Source organism: Nocardia yamanashiensis (assembly GCF_021183565.1).
Taxonomy (GTDB): Bacteria; Actinomycetota; Actinomycetes; order Mycobacteriales; family Mycobacteriaceae; genus Nocardia; species Nocardia yamanashiensis.
This window is the reverse complement of record NZ_CP089226.1, coordinates 2311191-2335398: the sequence shown is the minus strand read 5'-3', so window position 1 is coordinate 2335398 and position 24208 is coordinate 2311191. Positions and strand designations below refer to the sequence as shown.

General features: G+C 69.3%; 21 protein-coding genes. 10 read left to right on the top strand and 11 right to left on the bottom strand.

Annotated features, from left to right (window positions below):
- Nucleotides 1–206: 206 nt before the first annotated feature.
- The 4 genes from LTV02_RS11345 (at nucleotide 207) to LTV02_RS11330 (ending at nucleotide 4891) form a co-directional block, all read left to right on the top strand.
- Nucleotides 207–1553 (top strand): SPFH domain-containing protein, encoded by a 1347-nt coding sequence (locus LTV02_RS11345; RefSeq protein WP_233039954.1) that lies wholly within the window; start codon nucleotides 207–209, stop codon nucleotides 1551–1553.
- Nucleotides 1554–1651: 98 nt separating this feature from the next.
- Nucleotides 1652–3466: a fatty acid--CoA ligase FadD11 gene (gene fadD11 / locus LTV02_RS11340; protein WP_233039953.1), complete on the top strand. Its 1815-nt coding sequence runs from the start codon at nucleotides 1652–1654 to the stop codon at nucleotides 3464–3466.
- 109 nt (nucleotides 3467–3575) lie between these two features.
- Nucleotides 3576–4196 (top strand): TetR/AcrR family transcriptional regulator, encoded by a 621-nt coding sequence (locus LTV02_RS11335; RefSeq protein ID WP_233039952.1) that lies wholly within the window; start codon nucleotides 3576–3578, stop codon nucleotides 4194–4196.
- Nucleotides 4197–4234: 38 nt separating this feature from the next.
- Nucleotides 4235–4891 (top strand): enoyl-CoA hydratase-related protein, encoded by a 657-nt coding sequence (locus LTV02_RS11330; protein WP_233039951.1) that lies wholly within the window; start codon nucleotides 4235–4237, stop codon nucleotides 4889–4891.
- 47 nt (nucleotides 4892–4938) lie between these two features.
- On the opposite strand, the gene LTV02_RS11325 is transcribed toward LTV02_RS11330, so the two are convergent.
- Nucleotides 4939–5571 carry a response regulator gene (locus LTV02_RS11325; RefSeq protein ID WP_233039950.1) on the bottom strand — a complete coding sequence of 211 codons (633 nt, stop codon included), beginning with the start codon at nucleotides 5569–5571 and terminating at the stop codon, nucleotides 4939–4941.
- Nucleotides 5568–6983: a sensor histidine kinase gene (locus LTV02_RS11320; protein WP_233039949.1), complete on the bottom strand. Its 1416-nt coding sequence runs from the start codon at nucleotides 6981–6983 to the stop codon at nucleotides 5568–5570. Before LTV02_RS11320 ends, LTV02_RS11325 begins: the two co-directional genes overlap by 4 nt.
- 310 nt (nucleotides 6984–7293) lie before the next feature.
- Here LTV02_RS11320 and LTV02_RS11315 point away from each other — a divergent pair, with 310 nt between their 5' ends.
- Nucleotides 7294–8808 carry a multicopper oxidase family protein gene (locus tag LTV02_RS11315; protein WP_233039948.1) on the top strand — a complete coding sequence of 505 codons (1515 nt, stop codon included), beginning with the start codon at nucleotides 7294–7296 and terminating at the stop codon, nucleotides 8806–8808.
- Between the two features lie 49 nt (nucleotides 8809–8857).
- Here the strand turns inward: LTV02_RS11315 and LTV02_RS11310 are convergent, their stop codons facing one another.
- The 7 genes from LTV02_RS11310 to LTV02_RS11280 form a co-directional block, all read right to left on the bottom strand.
- The gene (locus tag LTV02_RS11310; RefSeq protein WP_233039947.1) at nucleotides 8858–9766 is read right to left on the bottom strand and encodes an alpha/beta fold hydrolase; all 909 of its coding nucleotides are present in this window, start codon (nucleotides 9764–9766) and stop codon (nucleotides 8858–8860) included.
- Between the two features lie 133 nt (nucleotides 9767–9899).
- Nucleotides 9900–13154 carry a crotonase/enoyl-CoA hydratase family protein gene (locus LTV02_RS11305; RefSeq protein ID WP_233039946.1) on the bottom strand — a complete coding sequence of 1085 codons (3255 nt, stop codon included), beginning with the start codon at nucleotides 13152–13154 and terminating at the stop codon, nucleotides 9900–9902.
- 555 nt (nucleotides 13155–13709) lie between these two features.
- Nucleotides 13710–14948: a cysteine--1-D-myo-inosityl 2-amino-2-deoxy-alpha-D-glucopyranoside ligase gene (gene mshC / locus LTV02_RS11300; protein ID WP_233039945.1), complete on the bottom strand. Its 1239-nt coding sequence runs from the start codon at nucleotides 14946–14948 to the stop codon at nucleotides 13710–13712.
- A gap of 199 nt (nucleotides 14949–15147) precedes the next feature.
- Nucleotides 15148–15924 carry an SCO1664 family protein gene (locus LTV02_RS11295; RefSeq protein ID WP_233039944.1) on the bottom strand — a complete coding sequence of 259 codons (777 nt, stop codon included), beginning with the start codon at nucleotides 15922–15924 and terminating at the stop codon, nucleotides 15148–15150.
- 3 nt (nucleotides 15925–15927) lie between these two features.
- Complete coding sequence (locus tag LTV02_RS11290; protein ID WP_067709093.1) at nucleotides 15928–16512, bottom strand: DUF3090 domain-containing protein; 585 nt, start codon at nucleotides 16510–16512, stop codon at nucleotides 15928–15930.
- 25 nt (nucleotides 16513–16537) lie between these two features.
- Nucleotides 16538–17272: a histidine phosphatase family protein gene (locus LTV02_RS11285; protein ID WP_233039943.1), complete on the bottom strand. Its 735-nt coding sequence runs from the start codon at nucleotides 17270–17272 to the stop codon at nucleotides 16538–16540.
- Nucleotides 17273–17288: 16 nt separating this feature from the next.
- Nucleotides 17289–18227: an undecaprenyl-diphosphate phosphatase gene (locus tag LTV02_RS11280; protein WP_233039942.1), complete on the bottom strand. Its 939-nt coding sequence runs from the start codon at nucleotides 18225–18227 to the stop codon at nucleotides 17289–17291.
- 244 nt (nucleotides 18228–18471) lie between these two features.
- On the opposite strand from LTV02_RS11280, the gene LTV02_RS11275 reads away from it, so the two are divergent.
- The 5 genes from LTV02_RS11275 (at nucleotide 18472) to LTV02_RS11255 (ending at nucleotide 23488) form a co-directional block, all read left to right on the top strand.
- On the top strand, nucleotides 18472–19434 hold the full coding sequence (locus LTV02_RS11275) for an aldo/keto reductase (protein WP_067709087.1): 963 nt from the start codon (nucleotides 18472–18474) through the stop codon (nucleotides 19432–19434).
- A gap of 70 nt (nucleotides 19435–19504) precedes the next feature.
- Nucleotides 19505–20542, top strand: coding sequence for a heme/hemin ABC transporter substrate-binding protein (locus LTV02_RS11270; protein WP_233039941.1), 1038 nt, complete (start codon nucleotides 19505–19507; stop codon nucleotides 20540–20542).
- Nucleotides 20543–20730: 188 nt separating this feature from the next.
- On the top strand, nucleotides 20731–21789 hold the full coding sequence (locus tag LTV02_RS11265; protein WP_233041549.1) for a FecCD family ABC transporter permease: 1059 nt from the start codon (nucleotides 20731–20733) through the stop codon (nucleotides 21787–21789).
- Entirely contained in the window at nucleotides 21786–22634 is an 849-nt protein-coding gene (locus tag LTV02_RS11260; RefSeq protein ID WP_233039940.1) for a heme ABC transporter ATP-binding protein, read from the top strand. The genes LTV02_RS11265 and LTV02_RS11260 overlap by 4 nt, the downstream gene beginning before the upstream one ends.
- Nucleotides 22635–22978: 344 nt before the next feature.
- Complete coding sequence (locus LTV02_RS11255; protein ID WP_233039939.1) at nucleotides 22979–23488, top strand: GNAT family N-acetyltransferase; 510 nt, start codon at nucleotides 22979–22981, stop codon at nucleotides 23486–23488.
- 64 nt (nucleotides 23489–23552) lie between these two features.
- On the opposite strand, the gene LTV02_RS11250 is transcribed toward LTV02_RS11255, so the two are convergent.
- Together LTV02_RS11250 and LTV02_RS11245 are read right to left on the bottom strand one after the other, a co-directional pair.
- A complete protein-coding gene (locus LTV02_RS11250) occupies nucleotides 23553–23906 on the bottom strand; it encodes a type II toxin-antitoxin system PemK/MazF family toxin (RefSeq protein ID WP_233039938.1) in 354 nt (117 codons plus the stop codon).
- Nucleotides 23906–24157, bottom strand: a complete 252-nt coding sequence (locus tag LTV02_RS11245) for a ribbon-helix-helix protein, CopG family (RefSeq protein ID WP_233039937.1) — start codon at nucleotides 24155–24157, stop codon at nucleotides 23906–23908. The genes LTV02_RS11250 and LTV02_RS11245 overlap by 1 nt, the downstream gene beginning before the upstream one ends.
- Between the last annotated feature and the right edge of the window lie 51 nt (nucleotides 24158–24208).

Genomic DNA, 24208 nt, shown 5'->3' with positions numbered 1-24208 from the left:
TGGCGGGCGACACACGCCGGTTGAAGGGGTCTCGGGGTTTCCTAACGTTCCCTTAGGACGGAAGCCGCCGGGCGACAGCGTTCGGACACCGCTTTCGGGGATCACGGTGGTTGCCGGGTGATCGCTCGAACAGTGTTGCGGCGGAACGGATTCCGGGCGGACGAAAGGTGTGGGCGGGGCCGGTGGCGGGCGGTAGCGTGCCGGGCATGGCGACCAAGAGCAATTCGTATCTCGACCAGGTGGTGGCGCAGCAGGCGGTGCTGGAGGAGGAATTGGCGGGATCGGGGTCCGCGCCGGCGGGCAGCGGGCGCGGGGTGATGGCCAAGCGCGCCAACCGGGTCGGGCCGGCGCGGGAGACACCGGTGCAGGGGCCGGTGGATGTGCGGGTGAGCGGGTTCTGGCGGTGGCGCACGGTGCTGGTGCCGCCCAACGCGTTCGTCGTGCACACCCGGCGCGGACGCAGCGAACCCCTGCACATCGGGCTGGGGGTGTCGTTCCGGTTCAACCCGGCCACCGACTCGTATCTGGTGGTGCCGGGCGCGATCCAGACGATCCTGATCAACGCCTACTGTATTTGCTCGGAATTGCAGGGCGTGCTGGTGCAGGGGTACGTGCAGTGGATCATCGACGATTTCGCCACCGCCTACCGCAAACTCGATTTCTCCGACGCGCAGGATCCGATGCGGTTGGTGAACGTGCAATTGCGGGAGCAAGCCGAGGCCGCCATCAAGGACAAGGTGTCCACCCTCGGGGTGCGTGATGTGCTCAGCGACAAACAACCCATCATCGAGGAATTGACCGCCCGGTTGCGCACCGTCGCCGAAGGAGACGGGGACGGGCGCGCCGATCGCGGACTGGGTTTGCGGATCGTGACCGTGCAGATCAAAGAAGCGGTCGTCAGCTCGAACACGTTGTGGGAGAACCTGCAAAAGCCCTACCGCAGCGAACAGAACCGGGTGGCGCGCCTGGCCGAACTCGACGCCCAGCAAGCCGTCACCGCCCGCGAGATGGCGGCCGCGCGCACCAGCGAACAGCAGCGCATCGAGAACGAACGCGAACTGGCCGAACTGCGGGCCTGGCACGAAGCCGCCCGCTTCGATCGCGAATCGGCCGAACAATTGCGGCGCACCACCCGCGAACACGACGACGCCGCCACCGTCGCCGAACTCGCACAACAGGCGGCATTGACCGCATTGCGGCTCGAACGCGAACAGCACGGCGAACGCGCCGAGAACGCGCGCCTGGCACAGGAATTGCGGCGGCTGCAAGTCGAGGCCGAACTCGCCCTCACCCACGCCCGGGCCCGGGCCGCGCACGAGGAGGCGCTGCTGGGGATCGAGCGCGAACGTCTCGGCATCGACAACGCCAATCAGCGCAGCGCGAGCACCGTGCAAGCGCAACTGGTGGAAGCGCTGCCCAAGATCGTGCACGCGTTGCCGGCGCCGGCGGAGCTGAAATCGGTGCAGATCGGCGGGGACACCCTCGGATTGGCGGGCCTCATCACCCAATTGAGCGAAATCCTGGCCCTGGTCCGCCCGAGTGGCCAACCGTGACCGGCGGTTGCGGCAATCTCCGGATTCGGCGGGTGCGGGGGCGGGCGCGGCTCTACCGTCGGTGCTGAACCTGGTGGTGGACTGGAACGAGATCTGCGATGAGTGAACCGATGACCTCCTGTGCGGCCTTTCAGCGGGTGGCCGCGATCGACCCGGACGCGATCGCGGTCCGCGCGATCGGCGGCGAGGTGGAATTGAGCTGGGGTGAATACGCCGCGCAGGTGAAAGCGGTCGCGGCCGGATTGGCGGCGCTGGGGGTGGGGCGCGGGGACACCGTGGCGTTGATGATGGCCAACCGGGTCGAGTTCTATCCGCTGGAAGTCGGCGCCCAGCACACCGGCGCCACCTCCTTCTCGGTGTACAACACGCTCTCGGCGCAGCAACTCGAATACGTGTTCACCAATGCGGGCAACCGGATCGTCATCTGCGAAGCCCAATACGTCGACCGGGTACGTGCCAGCGGGGTGCCCATCGAAACCATCGTGTGCGTCGACCGCGCCGTACCCGGCACGCTCAGCGTCGCGCAATTGATCGCGTTGGGGCGCAAGGACTTCGACTTCGACGCCGCCTGGCAGGCGGTGACCGGCGAGGATATCGTCACCCTCTGCTACACCTCCGGCACCACCGGCAACCCCAAAGGCGTGGAGATCACCCACGCCAACCTCGCCTTCGAATGCCGCGCCTACGCCTCGGTCATGCCCGTGGAATTCGGTGACCGCATCACCTCCTTCCTGCCGACCGCGCACATGGCCGACCGGGTCACCGCGCTGTACCTGCACCAGTACTACGGCACCCAGATCACCGTCGTGCCCGACCGCACCCAGTTGCCCGCCGCCCTGGCCGACGTGCATCCCACCATCTGGGGTGCGGTGCCGCGGGTGTGGGAGAAACTCAAAGCGGCCGTGGAATTCTCCGTCGCCAGCGAAACCGACCCCACCCGCAAAGCCGCACTCCAATGGGCGCTGGAAGTGGCCGGACGCAAGGCGGCCGCGCAACTGGCCGGGGCGGCCCTGGATGAGGTGCAGGCCGCCGAATGGGCGAAAGCCGACGCGGCGGTGCTGTCCACACTGCGCGCCAAACTCGGCCTGGATCAAGTGAAATGGGCGCTGTCGGGGGCCGCGCCGATCCCGCCGGAAACACTCGGGTTCTTCTACGGGCTCGGCATCCCCATCTCCGAAGTGTGGGGGATGTCGGAGCTGACCTGTATCGCCAGCGTCAGCCCGCCGCAGGCGGCACGGCTGGGCACGGTCGGCAAACTGCTGCCCGGGCTGGAATCACGCATCGCCGAGGACGGGGAATTCCTGGTGCGCGGGCCACTGGTCATGCGCGCCTACCGCGACGAACCCGGCAAAACCCGCGACGCGCTCGATGCCGAAGGCTGGCTGCACACCGGCGACATCATCACCGAAGACGCCGACGGCTACCTGCGCGTGGTCGACCGCAAGAAAGAACTCATCATCAACGCCGGCGGCAAGAACATGTCCCCGGCCAATATCGAGAACAGCATCAAAGCCGCCACCCCGCTGATCGGAGCCATCGCCACCATCGGGGACGCGCGCCCCTACAACACCGCGCTCATCGTCATCGACGCCGAAACCGCGCAACCCTATGCGGCACAACACCATCTGAGCGATGGGTCGGCCGCGGCGCTCGCGGCGGACAAGGAAGTGGTCGCCGAGATCGCGCGCGGCGTCGCGGCCGGCAACGCGAAACTCTCCCGCGTCGAACAGATCAAACGATTCACCATCCTGCCGGCGTTCTGGGAACCCGGCGGCGACGAGATCACCCTCACCATGAAACTGCGCCGCAAACCCATCGCCGCCAAATACGCCACCGAGATCGAACGCATGTACTCCCCCACCCTCGCCGACGGAGTACACGAACCCAGCAGCGGGGAAGCGGTGACCGGCTGAAATCCGGCACCTCGATCGTGCCCGCCGGTACACCGACGGCGGGCACGCGCGCGATCGCCGTCGATACCAGCCCTGGATAACAGAGCATCTGCTCTGTTATGGTTCGGGTATGCCCCGCCCCCGCACCCACGATCCGGACGCGGTCCTCGATGCCGCCGAAGACCTCGCCGTGCGCTCCGGCGCCGCCGCGGTCACCATCCGGGCGGTCGCCGCCGCGACCGGAGCATCCAACGGGGCGATCTACCACACCTTCACCTCACGCGCGGAACTGCTGGGCCGCACCTGGATTCGCGCCGCCGGACGCTTCCTGGACGTGCAAGCCGAACTCGTCGACGCGCAAGCCGCGCACACCGACCCGGCCGATGCCGTCGTCGCCGCCGCCGACGCACCGGTGGTGTTCACCGAACGGTATCCCGCCTCCTCGGCGCTGCTGTTCAGCGTGCGGCGCGGCGACTTCCTCGGGGAGGACCTGCCCGAACAGGTGCGCGGTGAACTCGACCGGCTCGACCGGGCACTCGTGGATCTGCTCAAACAACTGGCCACCGCCATGTGGGGGCGCGCGGACCGGCAGGCCGTGGACACCCTCACCATCTGCGTCGTCGACCTGCCCACCGCGGTCCTGCTCGACCGCCGCCGCCTCGCCGACCCCGTCGCCCGCACCCAACTGCGGGCCGCCGTACGCGCCGTCCTCGAGATCGGACCCGCCCCGCGACCACCCCGAAACCCCTGACCGGCACTCGCCGCACTCGAACACCGAAGGAAATTCCGATGACCGTCACCCTGAGCTACCGCGACAAGATCGCCATCCTCGACCTCGGCGACGACGAGAACCGTTTCTCGCCCGACTTCCTCACCGCAGTCAACACGCACCTCGACAGCGTGCTCGCCGACGGCGCACACGCCCTGATCACCACCGGCAGCGGCAAGTTCTACTCCAACGGCCTGGACCTGGACTGGCTCTCGGCCCACGGCGACCGCGCCGAATGGTATGTGGCGCAGGTACACGCGCTGTTCGCGCGCCTGCTCACCTTCCCCGCACCGACCGTGGCCGCGCTGCCGGGACACGCGTTCGGGGCGGGCGCCATGCTGGCCATCGCGCACGACTTCCGGGTCATGCGCGAAGACCGCGGATTCTTCTGCTTCCCCGAAGCCGACATCCGGATTCCGTTCACCGCCGGCATGGCCGCGCTCATCCAAGCCAAACTCGCGCCCAAGGCGGCGGTGGCGTCGATGACCACCGGACGGCGCTTCGGCGGACTCGACGCGCTCGCCTACGACATCGTCGACGCCATCGGGCCGCTCGAGGAGCTCACCGATACCGCGGTCGCGCTCGTCGCGCCGCTGGGAGTCAAGGATCCGGGCACCATCACCGCCATCAAGAACGTCATGTTCGCGCCCGCGGTCACCGCCCTCGGCCTGCCCTGAACCAAACCCGGCCTACCGCACGCAGTTTCGCCGATACTCGTGCCGGGTCAGCGCAGGTGGTCGACAGCGTAGACGGCCAAGCGGACGCGATTGTCGCAGCCGGTCTTGTCCATCAACTGCGCGATATGTTTCTTGACCGTAGTCACGCCCAGATGCAGGCGGTCGGCGATCTCCTGATTGCCGAAACCCGCACCCACCAGCAGCAATACATCACGTTCGCGCGGGGTCAACTCGGCCGCGGGCGCCCGCTGATGCGCCGGTGCGGCCACCGCGCGATCCACCAGACGCCGCAGCAGCGACGGTGAGAACAACAACTCACCGTCGCGCACCCGCCGGATCGCGGCCAGCAGATCCGCCGGCTCGGTGTCCTTGACCAAATACCCCGCCGCACCCGCCGCCAACGCCGGAAACAAATGCTCGTCATCGTCGAACGTGGTCAGCACCAGCACCTTCGACTCCGGACGCGCCGCCACGATCTGCCGCGTCGCCGCCACCCCGTCCAAACCCGGCATCCGCAAATCCATCAACACCAGATCCGGACGCAACTCCGCCGCCGCCCGCACCGCCGCCACCCCATCGGCCGCCTCACCCGCCACCTCGAGATCCGGCGCCGCCTCCACCAGCATCCGCAAACCCGCCCGCACCAGCCGCTGATCATCCACCAGCAGAATCCGCGTCATCGCGCACCACCCGCCGGGGACGTCGGCGCACCGCCGGAAGAAAGCGGCCAACCCGCATCCGAACTCGCGGCGGAATCGACAGCGGTAGTGGCCGTGAACGCTGCATGCGAACCGGCAATGGGATCGACCGTGGACGCGGCCTGTGAACCCGCAAATGAATCAGTAGCGGAATCGACCGTGGTTGTGGACTTCGAACCCGCGGCGGGACCGACTGCGGCAGTGACGTCACCGGGTGCCGATGCTGGAGCAGCGGTGGGCAATTCGGCCAGGACCTGCCATTCGTGGCCGACCGCGCCGACGGTCAAGGTGCCGCAGGCGAGTTCGGCGCGCTCGCGCATCCCGACCATGCCGTGCCCGAGCGGTGGCTGTCCGGCGCGGCCCGATATCGGTGGTGAGGCGCCTGTCGGAAGATCGCGATCGGGAATGCCGCTGCGCACCTCGAGGCGGATGCCGGACTCGCTGGGCGTCAAGACGATTCGCACCGGGCGGCGGCGGTCGGCGTGCTTCATCACATTCGTCAGCGACTCCTGTGCCAGCCGCAGCAATGTCAACCGCGCGATCGCATCCAGTCCCTCGACCGGCGCGGACAGGTCCGATTCCACCGTGAATCCCGCCGCGCGCACCCGCTCCACCGCCGCCGCCAATTCCCCGCGCACCGCGGCCGCATCCACCAAAGTCACCTCGCTCAATGCCGGATCCCGTAAGGCCGCCAGCAATCGCCGGATATCGGCCAGTGCGCCGGTCGCCGTCTCGGCCACATCGTCGAGCACCTGTGCGACCGGCGGATCGGAGACGATCACCTGCCGGGCCACCTTCACCCGCAACACGATCGACGCCATGTGATGCGCCACCAGATCATGCAACTCCCGTGCCAGCGCGATCCGCTCCTCGGCCCGCGCCCGCGTCTCACCCTCGGCCGCGCGTGCCCGCAGCGACGCCGTCAACGCCCGCTGTCCCCGCAGATACAACCCCAGCAGCACCGGCAACGCCACGAACGTGCCCGCCTCGACTACCGCGCTCACCAACCCGAACGACGGCGAATGCCCACCCCACCGGCCCACCACAACCGCAATCGTCCAGCACACTGCCGCCAGTGCTGTCGCGCCCCGCCCGCACCGCACCACCACCTCCACCAGCGCCACCGCCCCCAGGAACGGCACCAGCCCCGACAAACCCCACGCCGGGATCAAGAACAAGGGCACCGCCAGGCCCGACAACACCAGCGAGACCGGCAACGGCCACCGCCCACCCACCGCGAACACCACCGCCGACGACATCGCCAGCAGCCAATAACTCAACGGCACCCGATACTCGCCCGGAAACGTGCTCGCCACCAGCAACACCGGAGTAACCACCAATGGCAGCACACGCCCGGCCTGCCACACGTCACGGAAACCACGGGGAAAGCGCACCCATCCACCCTAGAGAACCCAACAAACCACCACCCCGCGACGCGTACACCCACCGCCGCGCGAGCAACGACCAGCGGCAACGACCAGCGGCAACGACCAGCGGCAACGACCAGCGGCAACGACCAGCGGCAACGACCAGCGGCAACGACCAGCGGCAACGACCAGCGGCAACGTGAGCTTTTAGCAGAGGGTGCAAGGGTGCGCAAGGTGCTCGGGGGCCGGAAATCGGGGTGGGGTGCGGCCTCTCGGAGGGAGCCGGGGGTGGGGGTGGGCGGCGAGGGTGGAGGGATCACCGACCCGAGGAGAATTCGTGCTCTCGAGACGACGACTGCTCGTCGCCGCCACCGCCCTGCCCGTCGCGTTCGCTGCCGGCGGATGTGCACGGGGTGCAGGATCCACTGTTGCGAACGGTTCCGGGGGCACCCGGCCGTTGCCGATTCCGCCGGTGGAGCACGGGAGCGTGGATGCGGCGGGCGTGCGGCGGTTCGCGTTGACCGTGCAGGCGGGCAATTCGGAGATCGTGGCCGGAAAGTCCACGCCCACCTGGGGATACAACGGGGCGATGCTGGGGCCGACCTTGCGGGCGCGGCGCGGGGAAACCGTCGCGGTGGCGGTGCGCAACACTCTCGGTGAGGCGACGAGTGTGCATTGGCACGGGATGCATGTACCGGCCTCCTGCGACGGCGGACCGCATCAGATGATCGCGCCCGGCGGTCAGTGGAATCCCAGCTGGCGCATCGAACAGCCCGCGGCGACGCTGTGGTATCACCCGCATCCGCACGGCAATACCGAAAAGCATGTGTACCGGGGACTTTCGGGACTATTCCTGATCGATGACCAGGACAGCGAAGGCTTGGGGCTGCCACGCGAGTACGGGGTGGACGATATCCCGGTCATCCTCCAGGACAAGACACTCACCGCGGACGGGACGCTGGACGAACGGCGCGGCAACAGTTTCGGGCTGCTCGGGACCACCACGGTGGTGAACGGGATCAGCGGCGCGCACCTGGACGTGCGGACCGAACGGGTGCGATTGCGGCTGCTCAACGGATCCTCGAGCCGGGTGTTCCAGCTCGGATTCTCCGACGACCGGCGATTCGATCTCATCGCGACCGACGGCGGACTGCTGACCGAACCGGTCGCGCTGCCACGCATCACCCTCAGTCCCGGCGAGCGCGCCGAGATCGTGGTCACGGCGCGCGCGAGCGAATCGGTGATGCTGCGCGCACTCCCGGTCACGATGCGAGCCGGGATCGACCGGCCCGAACGGTTCGGGTTCGACGACACCTTCGACGTGCTCACCCTGCGCGCGGCCACCCGGTTGCCCAGTTCACCCGCGCTGCCCGCCGCGCTCACCGCCGCACCGGCCGCCCTCACCGCCGCCGCGATCGACCGCACCTTCGACCTGAAATGGTTCATGATCAACGGTTTGAAAATGGACATGAACCGTATCGACATGACCATCGCCACCGGCGCCACCGAAGTGTGGGCGGTGCGCAATCTCGAGGACTGGCCGCACAACTTCCACGTCCACGACACCCGCTTCCGCATCCGCGCCATCGACGGCGCCCCGCCGCCACCGGAACTGGCCGGGTTCAAGGACACCGTCTACACCGAACCCGGCCGCACCTACGAACTCGTCATGCACTTCCCGGGCCCCGCCGACCCCACCTACCCGTACATGTTCCACTGCCACCTGCTGCACCACGAGGACGCGGGCATGATGGGCCAATTCCTGCTCCTCGACCCCGGCCGGCAGGCGACACCCATGACCATGCCGACCGATCACGCGGGCACGGAAAACGGTGGGCACGGCGGACATTGACCGCCGCGGCCGCGACGATCAACAGGCGGCCGTCCTGCCGAAGCAGCCCTCAGCCGACCGGTACCGATGCCGCGCGCAGATGGGGCAGCAGATGCGCGGCCACCTCACCGGGGCGTTCGGCATGCAGGAAATGCCCGGCTCCGGCGATCGAGGCATGGGTCGCCCCGGCCCGCTCGGCCAGCACGCGTTGCAGGTCCGGCGACAGGCAGCCGTCACGGGCACCGGCCAAGGCCAGGGTGGGCAGCGCGGGCCACGGCGCCACCAGCAGGCGCTGGAATTCGCGGGTCGCGGCACGGTGCACGGTGAACAGGGAACGGTAGTAGCGGGTCGCCGACCACGCCATCAGCGGATCGGTGAACACCGCGGCGGTGGGCGCGAATTCGGCGTCGGTGAACGCCCAGCCCGGTGACCAGCGCCGCCACAACGCCCGCACGAACGCCGCGTGATCACGGGTGAGCAGCCGTGGGGACGCACCCGACTGCATCACCGGAATGTAGGAGGAGAGCAGGGTTTGCCGGGGCAGATACCGCACCGCGGCCGCGGGCATGCCGTCGCCGAACGGCGGGATCGCCAGCAGGGTCAGGGAAAGCCACTGCGGCGGGGACTGTTTGGCCAGGATCGTGGCCGCGAACGCACCCCAATCGTGGCCGACCAGATGCGCGGGCGGGGACCCCAGCTCGCGATGCCAGGCGGCGATATCGGCGCTGACCGCCATCAGGTCGTAGCGGGCACGCCGATCCGCCGATTCGCGGGTGTAGCCGCGCAACCACGGCGCCAGCACCTGATATCCGGCCTCGAGCAACGCCGGGATCACGGCGTCGAAACTGTGCGGGGTATCGGGGAAACCGTGCAGCAGCAGCACCAGTGGCGCCTCGGCGGGCCCGAAATGCCGGGCCGAGAGCGTCAGTCCGTCACGTCGCAGGGTGCGCACGCGCGCCTGGGAATTCGCAGCCGTCATCTCATCAGTCCTCACATCGGTCAGCGCGCCACCGGCCGAGGGGCATCGCTGGTGTGCCGGAGTATGCGTGCTCACCCCGGCCGTCATCAACAGTGGGTGTCGCCAGGTGGGACACGCTGTGCCGCAACCGGATTCACCGGCCCTTCCACACCGGCGGCCGCTTCTCGACGAAGGCGCGCATACCCTCGCCCGCGTCCTCGGACGACACCGCCGCCGCGGCCACCTGACCTTGGCGGGCGAAGGCTTCGCTCATCGACCAGTCCGGGGCCTGCTCGATGATCTGCTTGCTGGCATCCACGCTCAGCGGCGCGTTCACCGCGATCCGTTGTGCCAGCGCCAACGCGGCATCCAGGGCCTGACCGGGTGCGGCGACCTCGTTGATCAACCCGATCCGCGCGGCGCGCTCGGCGCTGATCGGGTCACCGGTCAACGCCAGCTCCATCGCCACCGCGCGCGGCAGCCGCTGCGACAATCGCAGCACCCCGCCGCCGATCGCGACCAGACCACGCTTCACCTCCGGAATACCGAAGATCGAATCGCTGGCGGCCACGATCAGATCCGCCGCCAGCGCCAGCTCACAGCCACCGGCCAGCGCCGGACCCTCCACCGCGGCGATGAGCGGTTTGCGGGGCGGGACGGAGATGACGCCGAGGATGCCGCGCTTCTCGGTGACCGGCACCTCGCCGCGCGCGGCGGCCTTGAGATCCATTCCGGCACTGAAATATCCGCCCGCACCGGTGAGGATCGCGATCCGTGCGTCCGGGTCGGCGTCGAAGGCGTCCATGGCGCGCTCGAGACCCAGCGCGGTCGCCAGATCGACCGCATTGCGGGCCTGCGGCCGATTGATCGTGACGATCATGACGTGGCCACGGCGCTCCACCAGCACCGGAGCCGGCGGCGGCGCGGGCAACGGCACCGGCTGCTCCCCGGTGACCGTCACCTGATCCCCGTCGACGGTCACCGGCAAACCCAGCAGATCCTGATCGGTCGCGGTCGCGAGGAGCTCGGAATCGGTGCCGCGCACCAGCACTCGCGCCCCCTGCGGGGTCAGCACACTCAAGATCACCGCTTCCGGGACGCCGTCGCGGTCATAGGGCAGCGTGTACGCCTCCACCACCGCCGGACCCGCATACCCGGTGCGGGCCGGACGCGCCGGCGGATACTCGATCACCGGCCGCAGATGCGCGAACCCGGTGCGCGGCGGCACCATCGAATACACGCCGATCGCATGCTTGGTCAGATACCAGCCCAGCGAAGTGGCCAGCCCGAACGATCCGGGCTCGGCCCGCAACCGCCCCACCAGACTCGCCACCGCGTGCCCGCCGTAATTGTTGCCCGGCCCGCCCCCGAAGGTCAGCCCACCCGTCACCGTCAGCGACCGCTTGGGATCCTCGGGTGCCAATCCCAGCTCCCGCGCCGCGATCTGCACCGCCACCGGGAAACACGCGTACAGATCCACATGCGCGACCTCCTCGATCGTCACCCCCGCATGCCCCAGCACCGCCGCACCCAGTGCCGCGATCGCCGGGGAGGCCGCCAATTCGGTGCGCTCACTGACGAACCACTCATCGGTCCCCGACGCGCCCGCGTGAATGAACACCCACTTGTCCTGGGCGATCCCCGCAGCCTCGGCCGCCGCCACACTGCACAGAATCAACCCCGACGCCATGTCCACGGTCAGGTTCGCGCACTCGAGTTTCGGATACGGGGCCGCGATCATCCGATTCTCCGGACCCACCGTCGCGATCTGCTCGGCGGTCAACTCCTGCGGTTGCCACGCGAACCGATTGCCCGCCGCCACCGCCGAGAACCGCGCCCACAACTGCGCCGCCGCGCCCGCGTGCTCACTCACCGTGCGCCCCAGCCGATGCCGGTTCGCCGACTCGAGCAGCGCGTACATCGTCGTCGGCGCCAGCAAGCCCGCCGCCGTCTCCGCCGCATTGTTGGCCGGTTTGTCGATTCCCACCGTCCGTGTCGGCGCCACCGCCGAATCCTGTGCCGGCCACGCCAATTCGATCCCCGCCCGCTGCGCCGCCGCCTGCGTGGCCCCCGCTTCGGCGTCCGTCACCAGCGCGATCTCGAACTCCCCGCCCGCGATCGCCGCCGCCGCTTCGTTGATCACCAACTGTCCGCCGTCACCGCCGAACGGACTCGACTGCACCGTCACCACCTCACCGGCACCCACCGCGGCCGCGACGATCGCCCCCAGATCCCGGTACTGCCACGACGTCGGCGCCACCGAGAACACCGCCTGCGCGCCCGCCAGCAGCCGCCGCGCAGGCTCGGGCAGCACACCGGTCTCGGCCGGGCGGGCATCGGAATCCGTGCCCGGCGAACCGGATTCGATATGCGCGCCGCCACCCGGACCGGTGGTCGCGGCCGCGTGATCCTGGGACGCCCCTGCGTCCGACCGCGCCGAGCGGGATGTGGCAGAACGATCGCCGGGCATAGTGCCGACAGCCGAGGGCGAGGAACCTGCGGGGGCGGCGACGGGGGACGTGGCGTCCAGGGCCGCGCGGCGCAGGGCGCGCACCGCCAGCTCCGAAGGGTCCACGAAGGCCGGGTCCGGGACACGGTTGACGATCTGCCCGACGCCCACCAGGACCGGGGTGTTCGGTTCCAGCATGCGGCCGGACGCGTGATGCAGCACCGGCGTGCGCGCCACGACGGGACCGGTGAGCTCAGGTGCCGCGGCCGCGACCACGGCGGGCAGCGCGGCCAAGGATTCGCGCAATGCGTCACCCAGGCCGCGGGTGACCGTCGCGCCCAGCGGGCCGTCGATCGGCGGACCGGCCAGGCCCGCATCCAGATACACGACCGAACCGGCGGGCGCGGTCGCGACCGTGATCCACAATCCCAGGCGCAGGCCCTGCGGGCCGGTGCCGTGCAATTCCAGACCCGCCGGTGTCGCCGCGGCGACGGTCCAGGCGATATCGGCGGGGATGCCCATGAACTTGGCCACCTGCGTGAACTGCGCGCCCGCGACCGCGTGGCCCGGCGGATCGCCACGCCAGCCCGCATGGAAGGTCACCCACTGCGGGATCCGGTCCAAGCCCGTCAGATACGCGGTCACCAGATCCGCGGCCGTGTCCAGGTCCTGGTGGGCGTGCGCGGCGCGCGTGTAGTCGGCGAGTCCGGCGGGCGGCACATGCGCCTCGGCGGCCCCGCCAGCCCCGCCGGCCCCGCCGGCTCCGCCCGCCGCGCTCGCCGATGCCGTGGGTGCCGGTTCGGGTGCGCGGCCGGTCAATCCGGCCACCACGTCCCGCACGATGCGCGGATCACGCCGCATCGCCCCCAGCAGTTGCCCGCCCGCCCGCACCTGTTTGCGCACCGCACGCCCCTGCTCGAACACCGCACGCAATCGCTCGAATCCCGGCACCGCGTCCACCGTCTACCTCCTCGTCGAGGGTCAGAGCCTCACCGTAACGCGGCCACCAGCCGGTCGGATCGATGAATTCGGCCGCGTAACAATCGCTTACAGCTATCAATCCACCCGATCGGCGGTGGCCGACGGTGCCGCATCGGCGGCGACAGCGCGAGCCAGCTCCACGCGGGCGGCGATACCGAGGGTCGAACAGACGTGACGCAGGTGGTATCCGAGGCCACATACGGGCCGTGCTGACCGGTGAGGCGATGATCGAGCTCGGCAGTTCTCAGTCGGATCACACGCCCCACCCTCAACGTCGCCGCCAACTCCGTCTTTCAACCGCGCACCCCCTCCGCGTCATCGGCCGCGAGGGCCTCGTCTCCGTGCGCCTGCAACGCCCACACCCGGAAACAACGAAATCCGCTGCGCCTGCACGCACGCCAGCCCCCGTCGACTCAACGGCCGCCCCGTCCCCGCGTCAACCACTCCGCAGAACGGACCGACGCGGACGGCCCGTACGAAAGCGCTGGGCCCCGGACGGATCCGGGGCCCAGCAGGGAGTTCGAGGGTCGTCGATCAGAGGCGGATGCCCAGCAGCGCGTCGACCGCGTCGCGGACCAGCCCCGGCGCCTCGGCATCCGGGCCACCGTAGTTCAGCGCCTGCTGCGCCCAGGCGTCAACGGCGGCAAGGGCTTTCGGAGTGTCGAGATCATCGGCCAGATGCTGACGCAGGCGGGCGATCGTGTCCCCGGCGGCCGGGCCCGAGGCCAGGGCGGCCGCGGAGCGCCAGCGGTCCAGGCGCGAAAGAGCTTCGGCGAGTACCGCATCGGACCATTCGCGGTCGGTGCGGTAATGCCCGGCGAACAGGCCCAGGCGGATGGCGGCCGGGTCGGTGCCGGCGCGGCGCAGCTTGGACACGAACACCAGATTGCCTCGCGATTTGGACATCTTCTCGCCGTCGAGGCCGATCAGGCCGGCGTGCACGTAATGGCGGGCGAACCGGCGGCCCTTGACCAAGGCTTCGGCGTGCGCGGCGGAGTATTCGTGATGCGGGTAGATCAGGTCGCTGCCGCCGCCCTGCACATCGAATTCGGTGCCGACGCGGTTGAGCGCGATCGCGGCACACTCGATATGCCAGCCGGGACGGCCCGCACCGAACGGCGCCGGCCACGACGGCTCACCCGGGCGCTCGGCCCGCCACAGCAGCGCATCGATCGGATCCCGCTTGCCCGGCCGGTCCGGATCGCCGCCGCGTTCGGCGAACAGCACCTCCATGGTGGCCCGGTCGTATCCGGACTCGTACCCGAACTGCTCGGTGGCATCGTGGCGGAAGTAGATATCGGGGAACTGCGCGTCCTCGACCACGTACGCCGCACCCGAAGCCAGCAGCTTGTCGACCAGTTCGACGACTTCCTGCACCGATTCGATGGCCCCGATGTAGTCGCGCGGCGGGATCACCCGCAGTTCGCTCATGTCCTCACGGAACAGGTTGATCTCGCGCGTGCCCAGCTCCCGCCAGTCGATACCGTCGCGCTGGGCGCGCTCGAACAGCGGATCGTCGACATCGGTGGTGTTCTGCACGTAATGCACCTCGTGCCCGGCATCGCGCCAGATCCGGTTGACCAGATCGAAGGTCAGATAGGTGGCGGCGTGCCCGAGATGGGTGGCGTCGTAGGGGGTGATGCCGCACACGTACATGGTGGCGGTCGCGCCGGGAGTGACCGGACGCACCTGCTTGTCGGCGGTGTCGAACAGACGCAACGCTGGTCCGGATCCGGGGACGGTCGGGACAGCGGTATCGGACCAGGACTGCATGGATCGAGGTTAACCCCGCAGGCGCGCCGCACCCCGCCCGCCCCCAGCCAGACGAATCGGGCACCACCGCGCAGTGGCGGGTTCGACCTGCACTTTAGTGAAACGACGAATACCGTCAATGGTTGAAATCATGATGCTGGCAACGTTTTCGGACTGTTCGCTCACAGCGATAACCACCCGATTGCCCCGCGGCAGAGGGTCAGAACGCGGGCCAGGGAATCGGCCGCTGTGACCCCGGCAACGGCATCACCGGATCATCCAGCAACGCCCGCCCGCGCGCCTCCAGGGCCTCGATCTCGGCGTCGGTGATGTGCTCACCCAGGCGACCGCCCAGCTCCCCGGGCAGCGCCTTCACCAAAACCGTGATGTCGGTGAGCAATTCGGGCGGCACCGGTGCACCGGCCCAGCCCCACAACACCGTCCGCAGTTTCGGTTCGGCGTTCAGGCAGATCCCGTGATCGACCCCGTACACGCCGCCGTCCGCGCCCAGCAGCGCGTGCCCGCCCTTGCGGTCGGCATTGTTGATCAGCACATCCAGCACCGCCATGCGCAGCAGCCGGGGATCATCGGCGTGCACCAGCGACACCGGATGTCCCGCCGGATCCAACGCCCGCAACACTTCCCGATACCCGTCGGGGATCTCACCGGCCGGGCACAGATCCACCAGATCCGGCACCGCCGGATCCTCTTCGATATCGATCCACCGCTGCACCATGCCCGGACCCAGCGGGCCCTCGCGCAGCACGGTTTCGGGAATCACGCCCCAGCCCAGCGCATCCGACACCAGATACGAGGCCACCTCCCGCCCGGCCAGGGTGCCGTCCGGGAAATCCCACAGCGGCCGCTCCCCGCGCACCGGCTTGTACACCGCCCGCAGCTCGCTGCCGGCGACATCGCACACCAGCGTCACATTCGAGGCCGTGGTGACCTGCCCGATCACCGTCAGCTCGCCGGTGCGTAGCGGGTCGCTGCTCATCACTCAGTCCTCGATGCCGGTGGCGCCGAAGATGTCGCCGCGCTTGTAACCGTTGGTGCGCACACACATGTGCCCCTGCGCCGAGAGCGGTTCCCCGCACAACGGGCACGGCGGCCGCCCGGCCGCGATCACCCGCGTGGAACGCAACGCGAACTCGCGCGCCTGGATCGGGGTCAGGAACACCCGCACCGCGTCCGGGCCCTCCTCGGTGTCATCGAGCACCACCGATTCGTCGACCTCGGTCTCGGTCAAGGCCAGCAACTCCACCACGACCGCGTTCGCGTCCGCGTCCCAGCCCAAACCCATGGTGCCGACCCGGAATTCGGCGTCGATCGGGGTCACCAGCGGGGCGTTGTCGGCGACCTCGGCCGCTTTGGGCGGCACCTCGGTGCCGAAGCGCCGCGCCACCTCGTCCAGCAACAACCCCATCCGATCGGCCAGCACCTTGACCTGCTGCTTCTCCAGCAGCACGCTCACCACGCGCGGTTCCTGCACGGCTTGCAGGTAGAAGGCGCGGTCACCCGGCTCGCCGACGGTGCCGGCGACGAAACGATCGGGGGTGCGGAAAATATGGATTGCTCGGCCCATTGCACCTCCTGACAGCTCACTCACACTATGAATCGGGGCGTTCCGCTACCCCATTATCCGTACTCCCGGTGGTACCCGTTTCACCTCCGGGCACCGGCCCCGAGCGCGATTCGCTACCGGTTCGCGGCGAAATCGCTGCCAGCGTGGACAGGTCCCCGCCGGTGTCGTTGACCCGCCACACGTAGGGGGCCATCGGGGTGTAGCGGACGACGCTGATCGACGCCGGTTCCACCACGATCCGCTGAAAGCCGTCGAGGTGGATACCGAAGGCGTCGGCCAGCACCGACTTGATCACATCACCGTGGGTGCACGCCACCCACAGCACGTCACCGCCGTGTTTCTCGGCGAACACCCGATCCAGCTCCCGGATGGCTGCCACGGCGCGAAACTGTACCTGCGCCAAGCCTTCTCCACCCGGGAACACCGCCGCCGACGCCTGCCGCTGCACGATCTTCCACAGCGGTTCGCTCACCAGTTCCGACAGCGCGCGCCCGGTCCACTCGCCGTAATCGACCTCGAGCAGGCGTTCGTCGGGTTCGGCCTCGAGGCCGAGCTTGTCGGCCAGCGGCGCGACTGTTCGCTGACAGCGCAACAGCGGCGAGCACACGATGTGGTCGATCGGCAGCGAACCCAGCCGCTGCACCAAGGCTTGGGCTTGTTCACGACCACGGTCGGTCAGATCGACGCCCGCGCTGCGACCGGCCAGCGTGTGGGCCGTATTGGACGTGGACACGCCGTGCCGCAAGAGGATCACCGTCACCGTGACAGCCTAGTCGTCAGGTCGCCGAAACGACGCCGGTCGCCAGCAAGCCCATCACCGTGAAGCCGAGGATGATGCGGTAGCCGACGAACCAGTTCAGCGAATGATCGGAGACGAACCGCAGCAGCCACGCCACCGAGGCGTAACCGACCACGAACGAGATGACGGTGGCCACCAGGATCTGCGCGCCCGAGGCGTTGAGGCCCTCACCGGCCGGTTCGAACGCGTCCGGCAGCGAGAACAAACCCGAGGCGACGACCGCCGGAATGGCCAGCAGGAACGAGAACCGCATCGCCGCTTCACGAGTCAGGCCCAGGAACAGACCGGCCGTCGACGTCGCGCCCGAACGCGACACGCCCGGGATGAGGGCCAGGCATTGCGCGAAACCCATCCCGAGGCCGTCACGGGTGGTGAGCTGATCGATCGCGCGTTCCTTGCGGCCGTAGTACTCACCGGCCGCGATCACCAGCGCGAACACGATCAGCATGGTCGAGATCAGCCACAGATTCCTTGCGCCGGTACGGATCTGGTCTTTGAACAGGAACCCCAGCACACCGATCGGAATGGTGGCGATGATCACATACCAGCCGATGCGGTAGTCCAAGCGGCGCTGGGCGTCCACATCCAGGGGCGGTTCGCCGCCGGTGTAGGCGGGCAGCACCACCGTCGGCGCGTCCTGCCAGGCCACCGGCACCGGTTCGCGCTTGGTCGCCTTCCAGTACAGAGTCGTGAACCAGGCCACCAGAATCCGCCAGATGTCCTTGGCGAAATACACCAGCACCGCCGCCTCGGTGCCCAGCTGGGTGACCGCGGTGAACGACGCGCCCGCGTCGTCACCGAAGAACACGCCCGACACGATGCGCATATGCGCCGACGAGGAAACCGGCAGAAACTCCGTCAAGCCCTGCACCAGACCCAAAGTCAGGGCCTGCACCCACGTCATCGCCTCGCCCACAAACCCTCCAGAATCGGTCAATCGTCGGCTGCCGGTGGACAATTCGTCCACCCACGGCGGTGTGCCGCGGCTGTTTCGGCCGCGCGCGCCGTGAACACCGCAGCGACCCTACCGTCTGGGCGGGGAACCCCGACACCGGAACGGGTGAACACTCCAACCCGCCCATGCCGGAAGACGGTCATAACCGGGGAACCGTGACAGGTGCGCTTAGGCTGACGCGTGTGACGAAAGTGCAAGCGCGGTGATGGAACAGCGGACGGTGGGCCGCAGCGGACTGCGAGTTTCCCGGCTGGGCCTGGCCACCCACACCTGGGGCAGGGAAACCGACGCCGAGGACGCCGCGGCGCAACTCGAGGCGTTCGCCGAAGCCGGCGGCACCCTCGTCGACACCTCCCCCGCCTACGGGGACGGCGCCGCGCAACACATGCTCGGGACGCTGGTGCGTGAAATCGGGCGCGAGGAACTGGTTTTGAGCGTGCACTCCGGCCGCGTGCCGCTGCGCTCGGATCCGGCCGCCGGGCCCGCGCCCACCCCGCTGCGCTGGAGTGTGGACGCCTCGCGGCGCACCATGATGCGCCAGCTCGACAACAGCCTCAGAACACTCGGCACCGATCACCTGGATCTGTGGAACGTGGCCGCGTGGGATCCGCACACGCCCCTGGAAGAGATCGCCGGCACCCTCGAATACGCGGTCCGCACCGGGCGGGTGCGCTACGCGGGCGCCAGCGGATACGACGGCTGGCAGCTGGCCACCCTCGCCGCGGCCGCCCCGGTCACCGCCGGATACACCCCGTACTCGCTGCTGGCGCGCGGACCCGAACACGAATTCGTGCCCGCCGCACAGCATCACGGCATCGGCGTGATCGCCACCGCGCCACTGTTCGGGGGCATCCTCACCGGCAAATACCGCGACGGGGTGCCCGCCGATTCGCGTGGCGCCGACGAAGCCACCGCCGCCGAGATCACCGCCGGGCTCGACGATCGCGCGGTGCGGGTGGTCGATGCGGTCGTCACCGCCGCCGACGGGCTGGGCACCTCACCGCTGGCCGTGGCCATGGCGTGGGTGCGCGATCAGCCCGGCATCGCCAGCCTGCTGGTCGGGGCCCGCGATATCGGGCAGCTCACCGGGGTGCTCAATGCCGAAACCCTCGAGCTGCCGCGCGCCATCGCCGCCGCCCTCGGCGATGTGAGCGCGCGCACCGAATGACGGCCCGGGACCTCACCGACCGGGGAGACGCGCGTGCACGTCCGGAAACGGCCAGGCTAGCCTTGCCTGCATGAGGTGTCGTGTGAAAGCCCACTCCAGCCTGCTGCGCAATGTCGTGATCGCACTGCTCGGTGCCGGTCTCGTCGCGGGCAGCGTGGCGTGCACCTCCGGCAGCGGTGGCAGCGGGCAGCACGGGCCGGTGACCGCGACCGTCGGGGGCCTCGATCCGGTGGCCATCGGGCCCGAACCGGCGGCGGTGCTGCCGGCGACGGTGACATCGTTCGACGGCAGCGAGGTGACGGTCACCGACACCAGCCGCATCATCGCCGCCGACCGCTACGGCACGCTCGCGCAGACCGTGGTCGCGCTCGGGCTGGGCTCGAAACTGGTGGGGCGCTCCAACTCCGCCGCGTTCCCGGCCGTGGAGAAACTGCCCACCGTCTCCAGCGGGTCGGGGACGCTGAGCGTGGAAGCCGTTGCGGCACTGCGGCCCACGGTGTTCCTCACCGACACCACCGCCGTCACCCCGGCACTGCGGGACCAGCTCAAGGCACTGGGCATCACGGTCGTCTACTTCGATTCCAAGCGCACCATCGACGGGGTCGTGCCGCAGATCGAAGCGGTCGCCGCCGCGCTCGGTGTGCGTGAGGCCGGGACCAAACTGGCGCAGCGCACCAGCGACGAGATCAAAGCCGCGACCGCCTCGGTGCCCCAGCAGGATTCGAAACCCAAGATCGCGTTCCTGTACCTGCGCAGCTCCGCCATCACCATGATGTTCGGTCCCGGCTCCGGCTCGGATTCGCTCATCGCGGCCATCGGCGGCATCGACGCGGCCACCGCCTCGGGCGTCGAACAGGAATTCGTGCCCATCACCTCCGAAGCCATGATCGCCGCCGCCCCCGACATCATCCTCACCATGACCGACGGCCTCGCCTCGGTCGGCGGCGTCGACGGGCTCGCCAAGATCCCCGGCATCGCCCAGACCCCCGCCGGACGCGATCACCGCGTCATCGACATGGCCGACACGGTCCTGCTGTCCTTCGGCCCCAACACCGGCCGCGTCGTCGCCGCACTCGTCAAGGCCGTCTACGGCCAGACCAACGCATGAGCGACCCCGCCCCGCGCACCACCGACCGACCCGAACCCACCGCCGCATCCGGTAGCGCGGATACCGCCGCGGATGAATCCGCCCGGCCGAAGTCGGCGCGTCACTCCGATACGGCCGCAGGCGAATCAGATGCCATCTCACCCGGCGCTGTCGCGGCGACCGAACCGCATGCGGCGCAGGCCGGTGCGATGCCGGGGCCGCGGCGGGAGCGCCGGTGGTCGCGGGTCGCAGTGATTTTCGCGGCGGCGCTGGCCGGGCTGGTGGTGCTGGCGTTGATCTCCGCGACCATCGGGCAGGTGCCGACCAGCGCGGCCGAGGTGGCGGGCAGCGTATTTCACCGGATAGGCCTGGACTGGGGACCGATGCCCGCGCATCCGGCCGGGTATGTGACCTTGTGGGAAGTGCGATTCCCGCGGGTCGTGCTGGCCGTGCTGGTCGGTGCCGCGCTCGCTACAGCGGGTGCATTGTTGCAGGGCGTGTTCGCCAATCCTCTTGCCGAACCCGGTGTTATCGGTGTGTCGGCGGGTGCGGCGGTCGGCGCGGGCACCGTCATCGTGGTCGGCGGCGCGTTCGCGGCCGCCTGGTCGGTGGCCGCCGGTGCGTTCGTCGCCGGGCTCGGCACCACGGTGCTGGTGTATCTGCTGTCGCGATCGAACGGCCGCACCGAAGTGGTGACGCTGGTGCTGACCGGTGTCGCCGTCAATGCCTTTGCCGGCGGGCTCATTTCGTTCCTGCTCTTCAGCGCCTCGCCCGCCGCGCGCGATCAGCTGGTGTTCTGGCAGATGGGCAGCCTCAACGGCGCCACCTGGCAATCGGTCGCGGTCGTCGCACCGTTGACCCTGCTCGGCGTGCTCGCCGCCCTGGCCATGGCCGCCAAACTGGACCTGCTGGCCCTCGGCGAATCGGCCGCCCGCCACCTCGGCGTCGACGTGGAACGCCTGCGCCGCAACGTCATCGTCGTGGTCGCGATCCTGGCCACCGCCGGCGTCGCCTTCACCGGCATCATCCTGTTCGTCGGGCTCATCGTCCCGCACCTGGTGCGCATGCTCGTCGGCCCCGCCCACCGCGTCCTCATCCCGCTCTCGGCCCTGATCGGCGCCCTGGTCCTGGTCGCCGCCGACATCGGCGCCCGCTCCCTGGTCCACAACGCCGACCTGCCCCTGGGCATGATCACCTCGCTGGTCGGCGCACCCTTCTTCTTCTGGCTGCTGCGCCGCACCCGCGCCCGTTCCGGAGGCTGGGCATGAGCAGTGTGAAACGCAGCCTCGGAACGGTTTTCGCGCGTGCGCAGGCGCTGCCCGAACGACCCGCCCCGGGATCGGTCACCCTGCGGGCACGCGGGGTCAGCGCCGAACGCGGCACCGGCCGCAAAGTCCTCGACGGCGTCGACTTCGCGGTCGCCGCCGGGGAGATCGTGGCCCTGGTCGGACCCAACGGGGCCGGAAAGTCCACGCTGCTGGCCGCTTTGGCGGGCGAACTCGACCTCACCGGAGGCACCGTCGAACTCGACGGGCAGTCGCTGGCGCACTGGTCGCACCTGGACATGGCCCGCCGCCGCGCCGTGCTGCCCCAATCCCACACCGTCGGTTTCCCGTTCACCGCCCGCGAGATCATCACCATGGGCCGCGCCCCCTGGGCTCGCACCGCCCGCCAAGCCGACGACGAGCAAGCCATCGCCGCCGCCATGGCCGCCACCGACGTCGAACACCTTGCCGCCCGCCCCTTCCCGGCCCTGTCCGGCGGTGAACGCGCCCGCGTCGCCCTGGCCCGCGTCCTGGCCCAGGACGCCCCCACCATCCTGCTCGACGAACCCACCGCCGCCCTCGACCTCGGCCACCAGGAACAAATCCTGCAACTCGCCCGCGACCGCGCCACCGCCGGCGCCGCCGTCGTAGTCGTCGTCCACGACCTCGGCGTCGCCGCCGCCTACGCCGACCGCGTCGCCGTCCTGGACTCCGGTCGCATCGTCGCCGACGGCCCACCCCGCGAGGTCCTCACAACTGCCTTGCTCACCCGCGTCTATCGCCACCCGGTCGACGTGTTCGACCACCCGGAAACCGGGGCGCAGCTGGTCCTTCCGGTCCGTGGCTGACATCCGGTTCGTGCGCGCCGCGGGGACCGAGGTCGGAACCGGCGGACACGGCTCCCACCGCAGCCACGGGAGCCGGGATCTGCGGCATCCGATGGCGCACGCAGGGTAGGTGCGGCACCGACCACAATTGCTGGGCGATTGCCCAACTGTTGCGTTAGGCTCGATGGCGTTCGTGTTCGTACCGATCGAGGAATGGAGGTGGGGTTGATGACCGCGCGCACTGCCGTTGCCGCACACCGGAACTCCCCGGCCTCCCCGGCGACGGCCTGACGGTCCTGCCCACCGGCCCCCGCGAAACCTCTTCGCGCGGCGGCCGATTCCCCGAACACGAAAGCACCCACCCCATGACGACACGTCACTGGTCCACGCGCACCGAAACCCCCACCGACATCCCCGCCGTCCGCCAGATCGTCCTCGCCGCCTTCGACACCCCCGAAGAAGCCGACCTGGTCGATGCCCTCCGCGCCGACTCCGCCTGGCTCCCCGGCCTTTCCATGGTCGCCACCGACCCGAGCGACACCCCCGTCGCCCACGCCCTGCTCACCCGCTGCCACATCGGCGACACCCCGGCCCTGTGCCTGGCCCCCGTCGCCGTCCTCCCGCAGCACCAGAGCACCGGCGCCGGCCACGCGGTAACCACCGCCTTGCTACACGCCGCCGCCGAACAAGGAGAACAGTTCGTGGTGGTGCTCGGCCACCCGCACTACTACCCACGCTTCGGTTTCCGGAACGCCCTCGCCCACGGCATCCGCCTGAGCATCGACATCCCCGCCGACGCCCTCATGGCCCTGTCCCTCACCGGCGCACCCCTGCCCACCGGAACCGTCCGCTACGCACCACCATTCGGCATCTGATCGGCAGCCGGACGGAGAATGCCGCAGCGTATCTCCGTCCGGCCCGGCTTATCTGCGCGCCGTGTCATTCCCCGACGTAATCCACCAGCGCCGCGAACACCTGTCGCATCGTGGATTTACTGACCATGCCGATGGGGTCGGTGAACCAGGCGATCGGAATCGTCTTCGGCCAGTAGGCGAGGACCGCGCCGCCAGCCATCGGGTCCAGGTCACCCAGGGGGATCACCAGACTCAGCGCAGAAGGCGCCAGATCGGGATCGATGCGGTCTTGAACCGGTAGCACGACAGCCGTTTGCATCGCTCGATTCGCGCCATCATTGGAGATGACGAGCACCCGCTCACCGGACAGGGCGCTGGGTTTGTCCCGGCCGCTCACACCGGGCAGATACGAACGGATCTCCCCACGCAGCACGGCCACTAGCCGGCCTCGCCGCCCCTGACGGCCGCCACGGCGGCCTCGTCCAGTGCCAGCTCGGCTAGCGCCCGGTCTTCGACGTCGATGCCGCGTTTACGCTGCCAGTCGGTGACAGCCTGTCCCGCCAGATACATGAGTTCGCGGCGGGCAGCCCGCTCCATGAACGCGCTGATTCCTTCACCGCTCGCCTTGGATACGGCGCGAACCTTGTCGAGGATCTGCTCATCCATGGTGATCGACGTATTCGCTTTCATACCAGGAATGGTACCGGCATCCGGCAGCCGTGTTCGGCGGATCCGAAACCG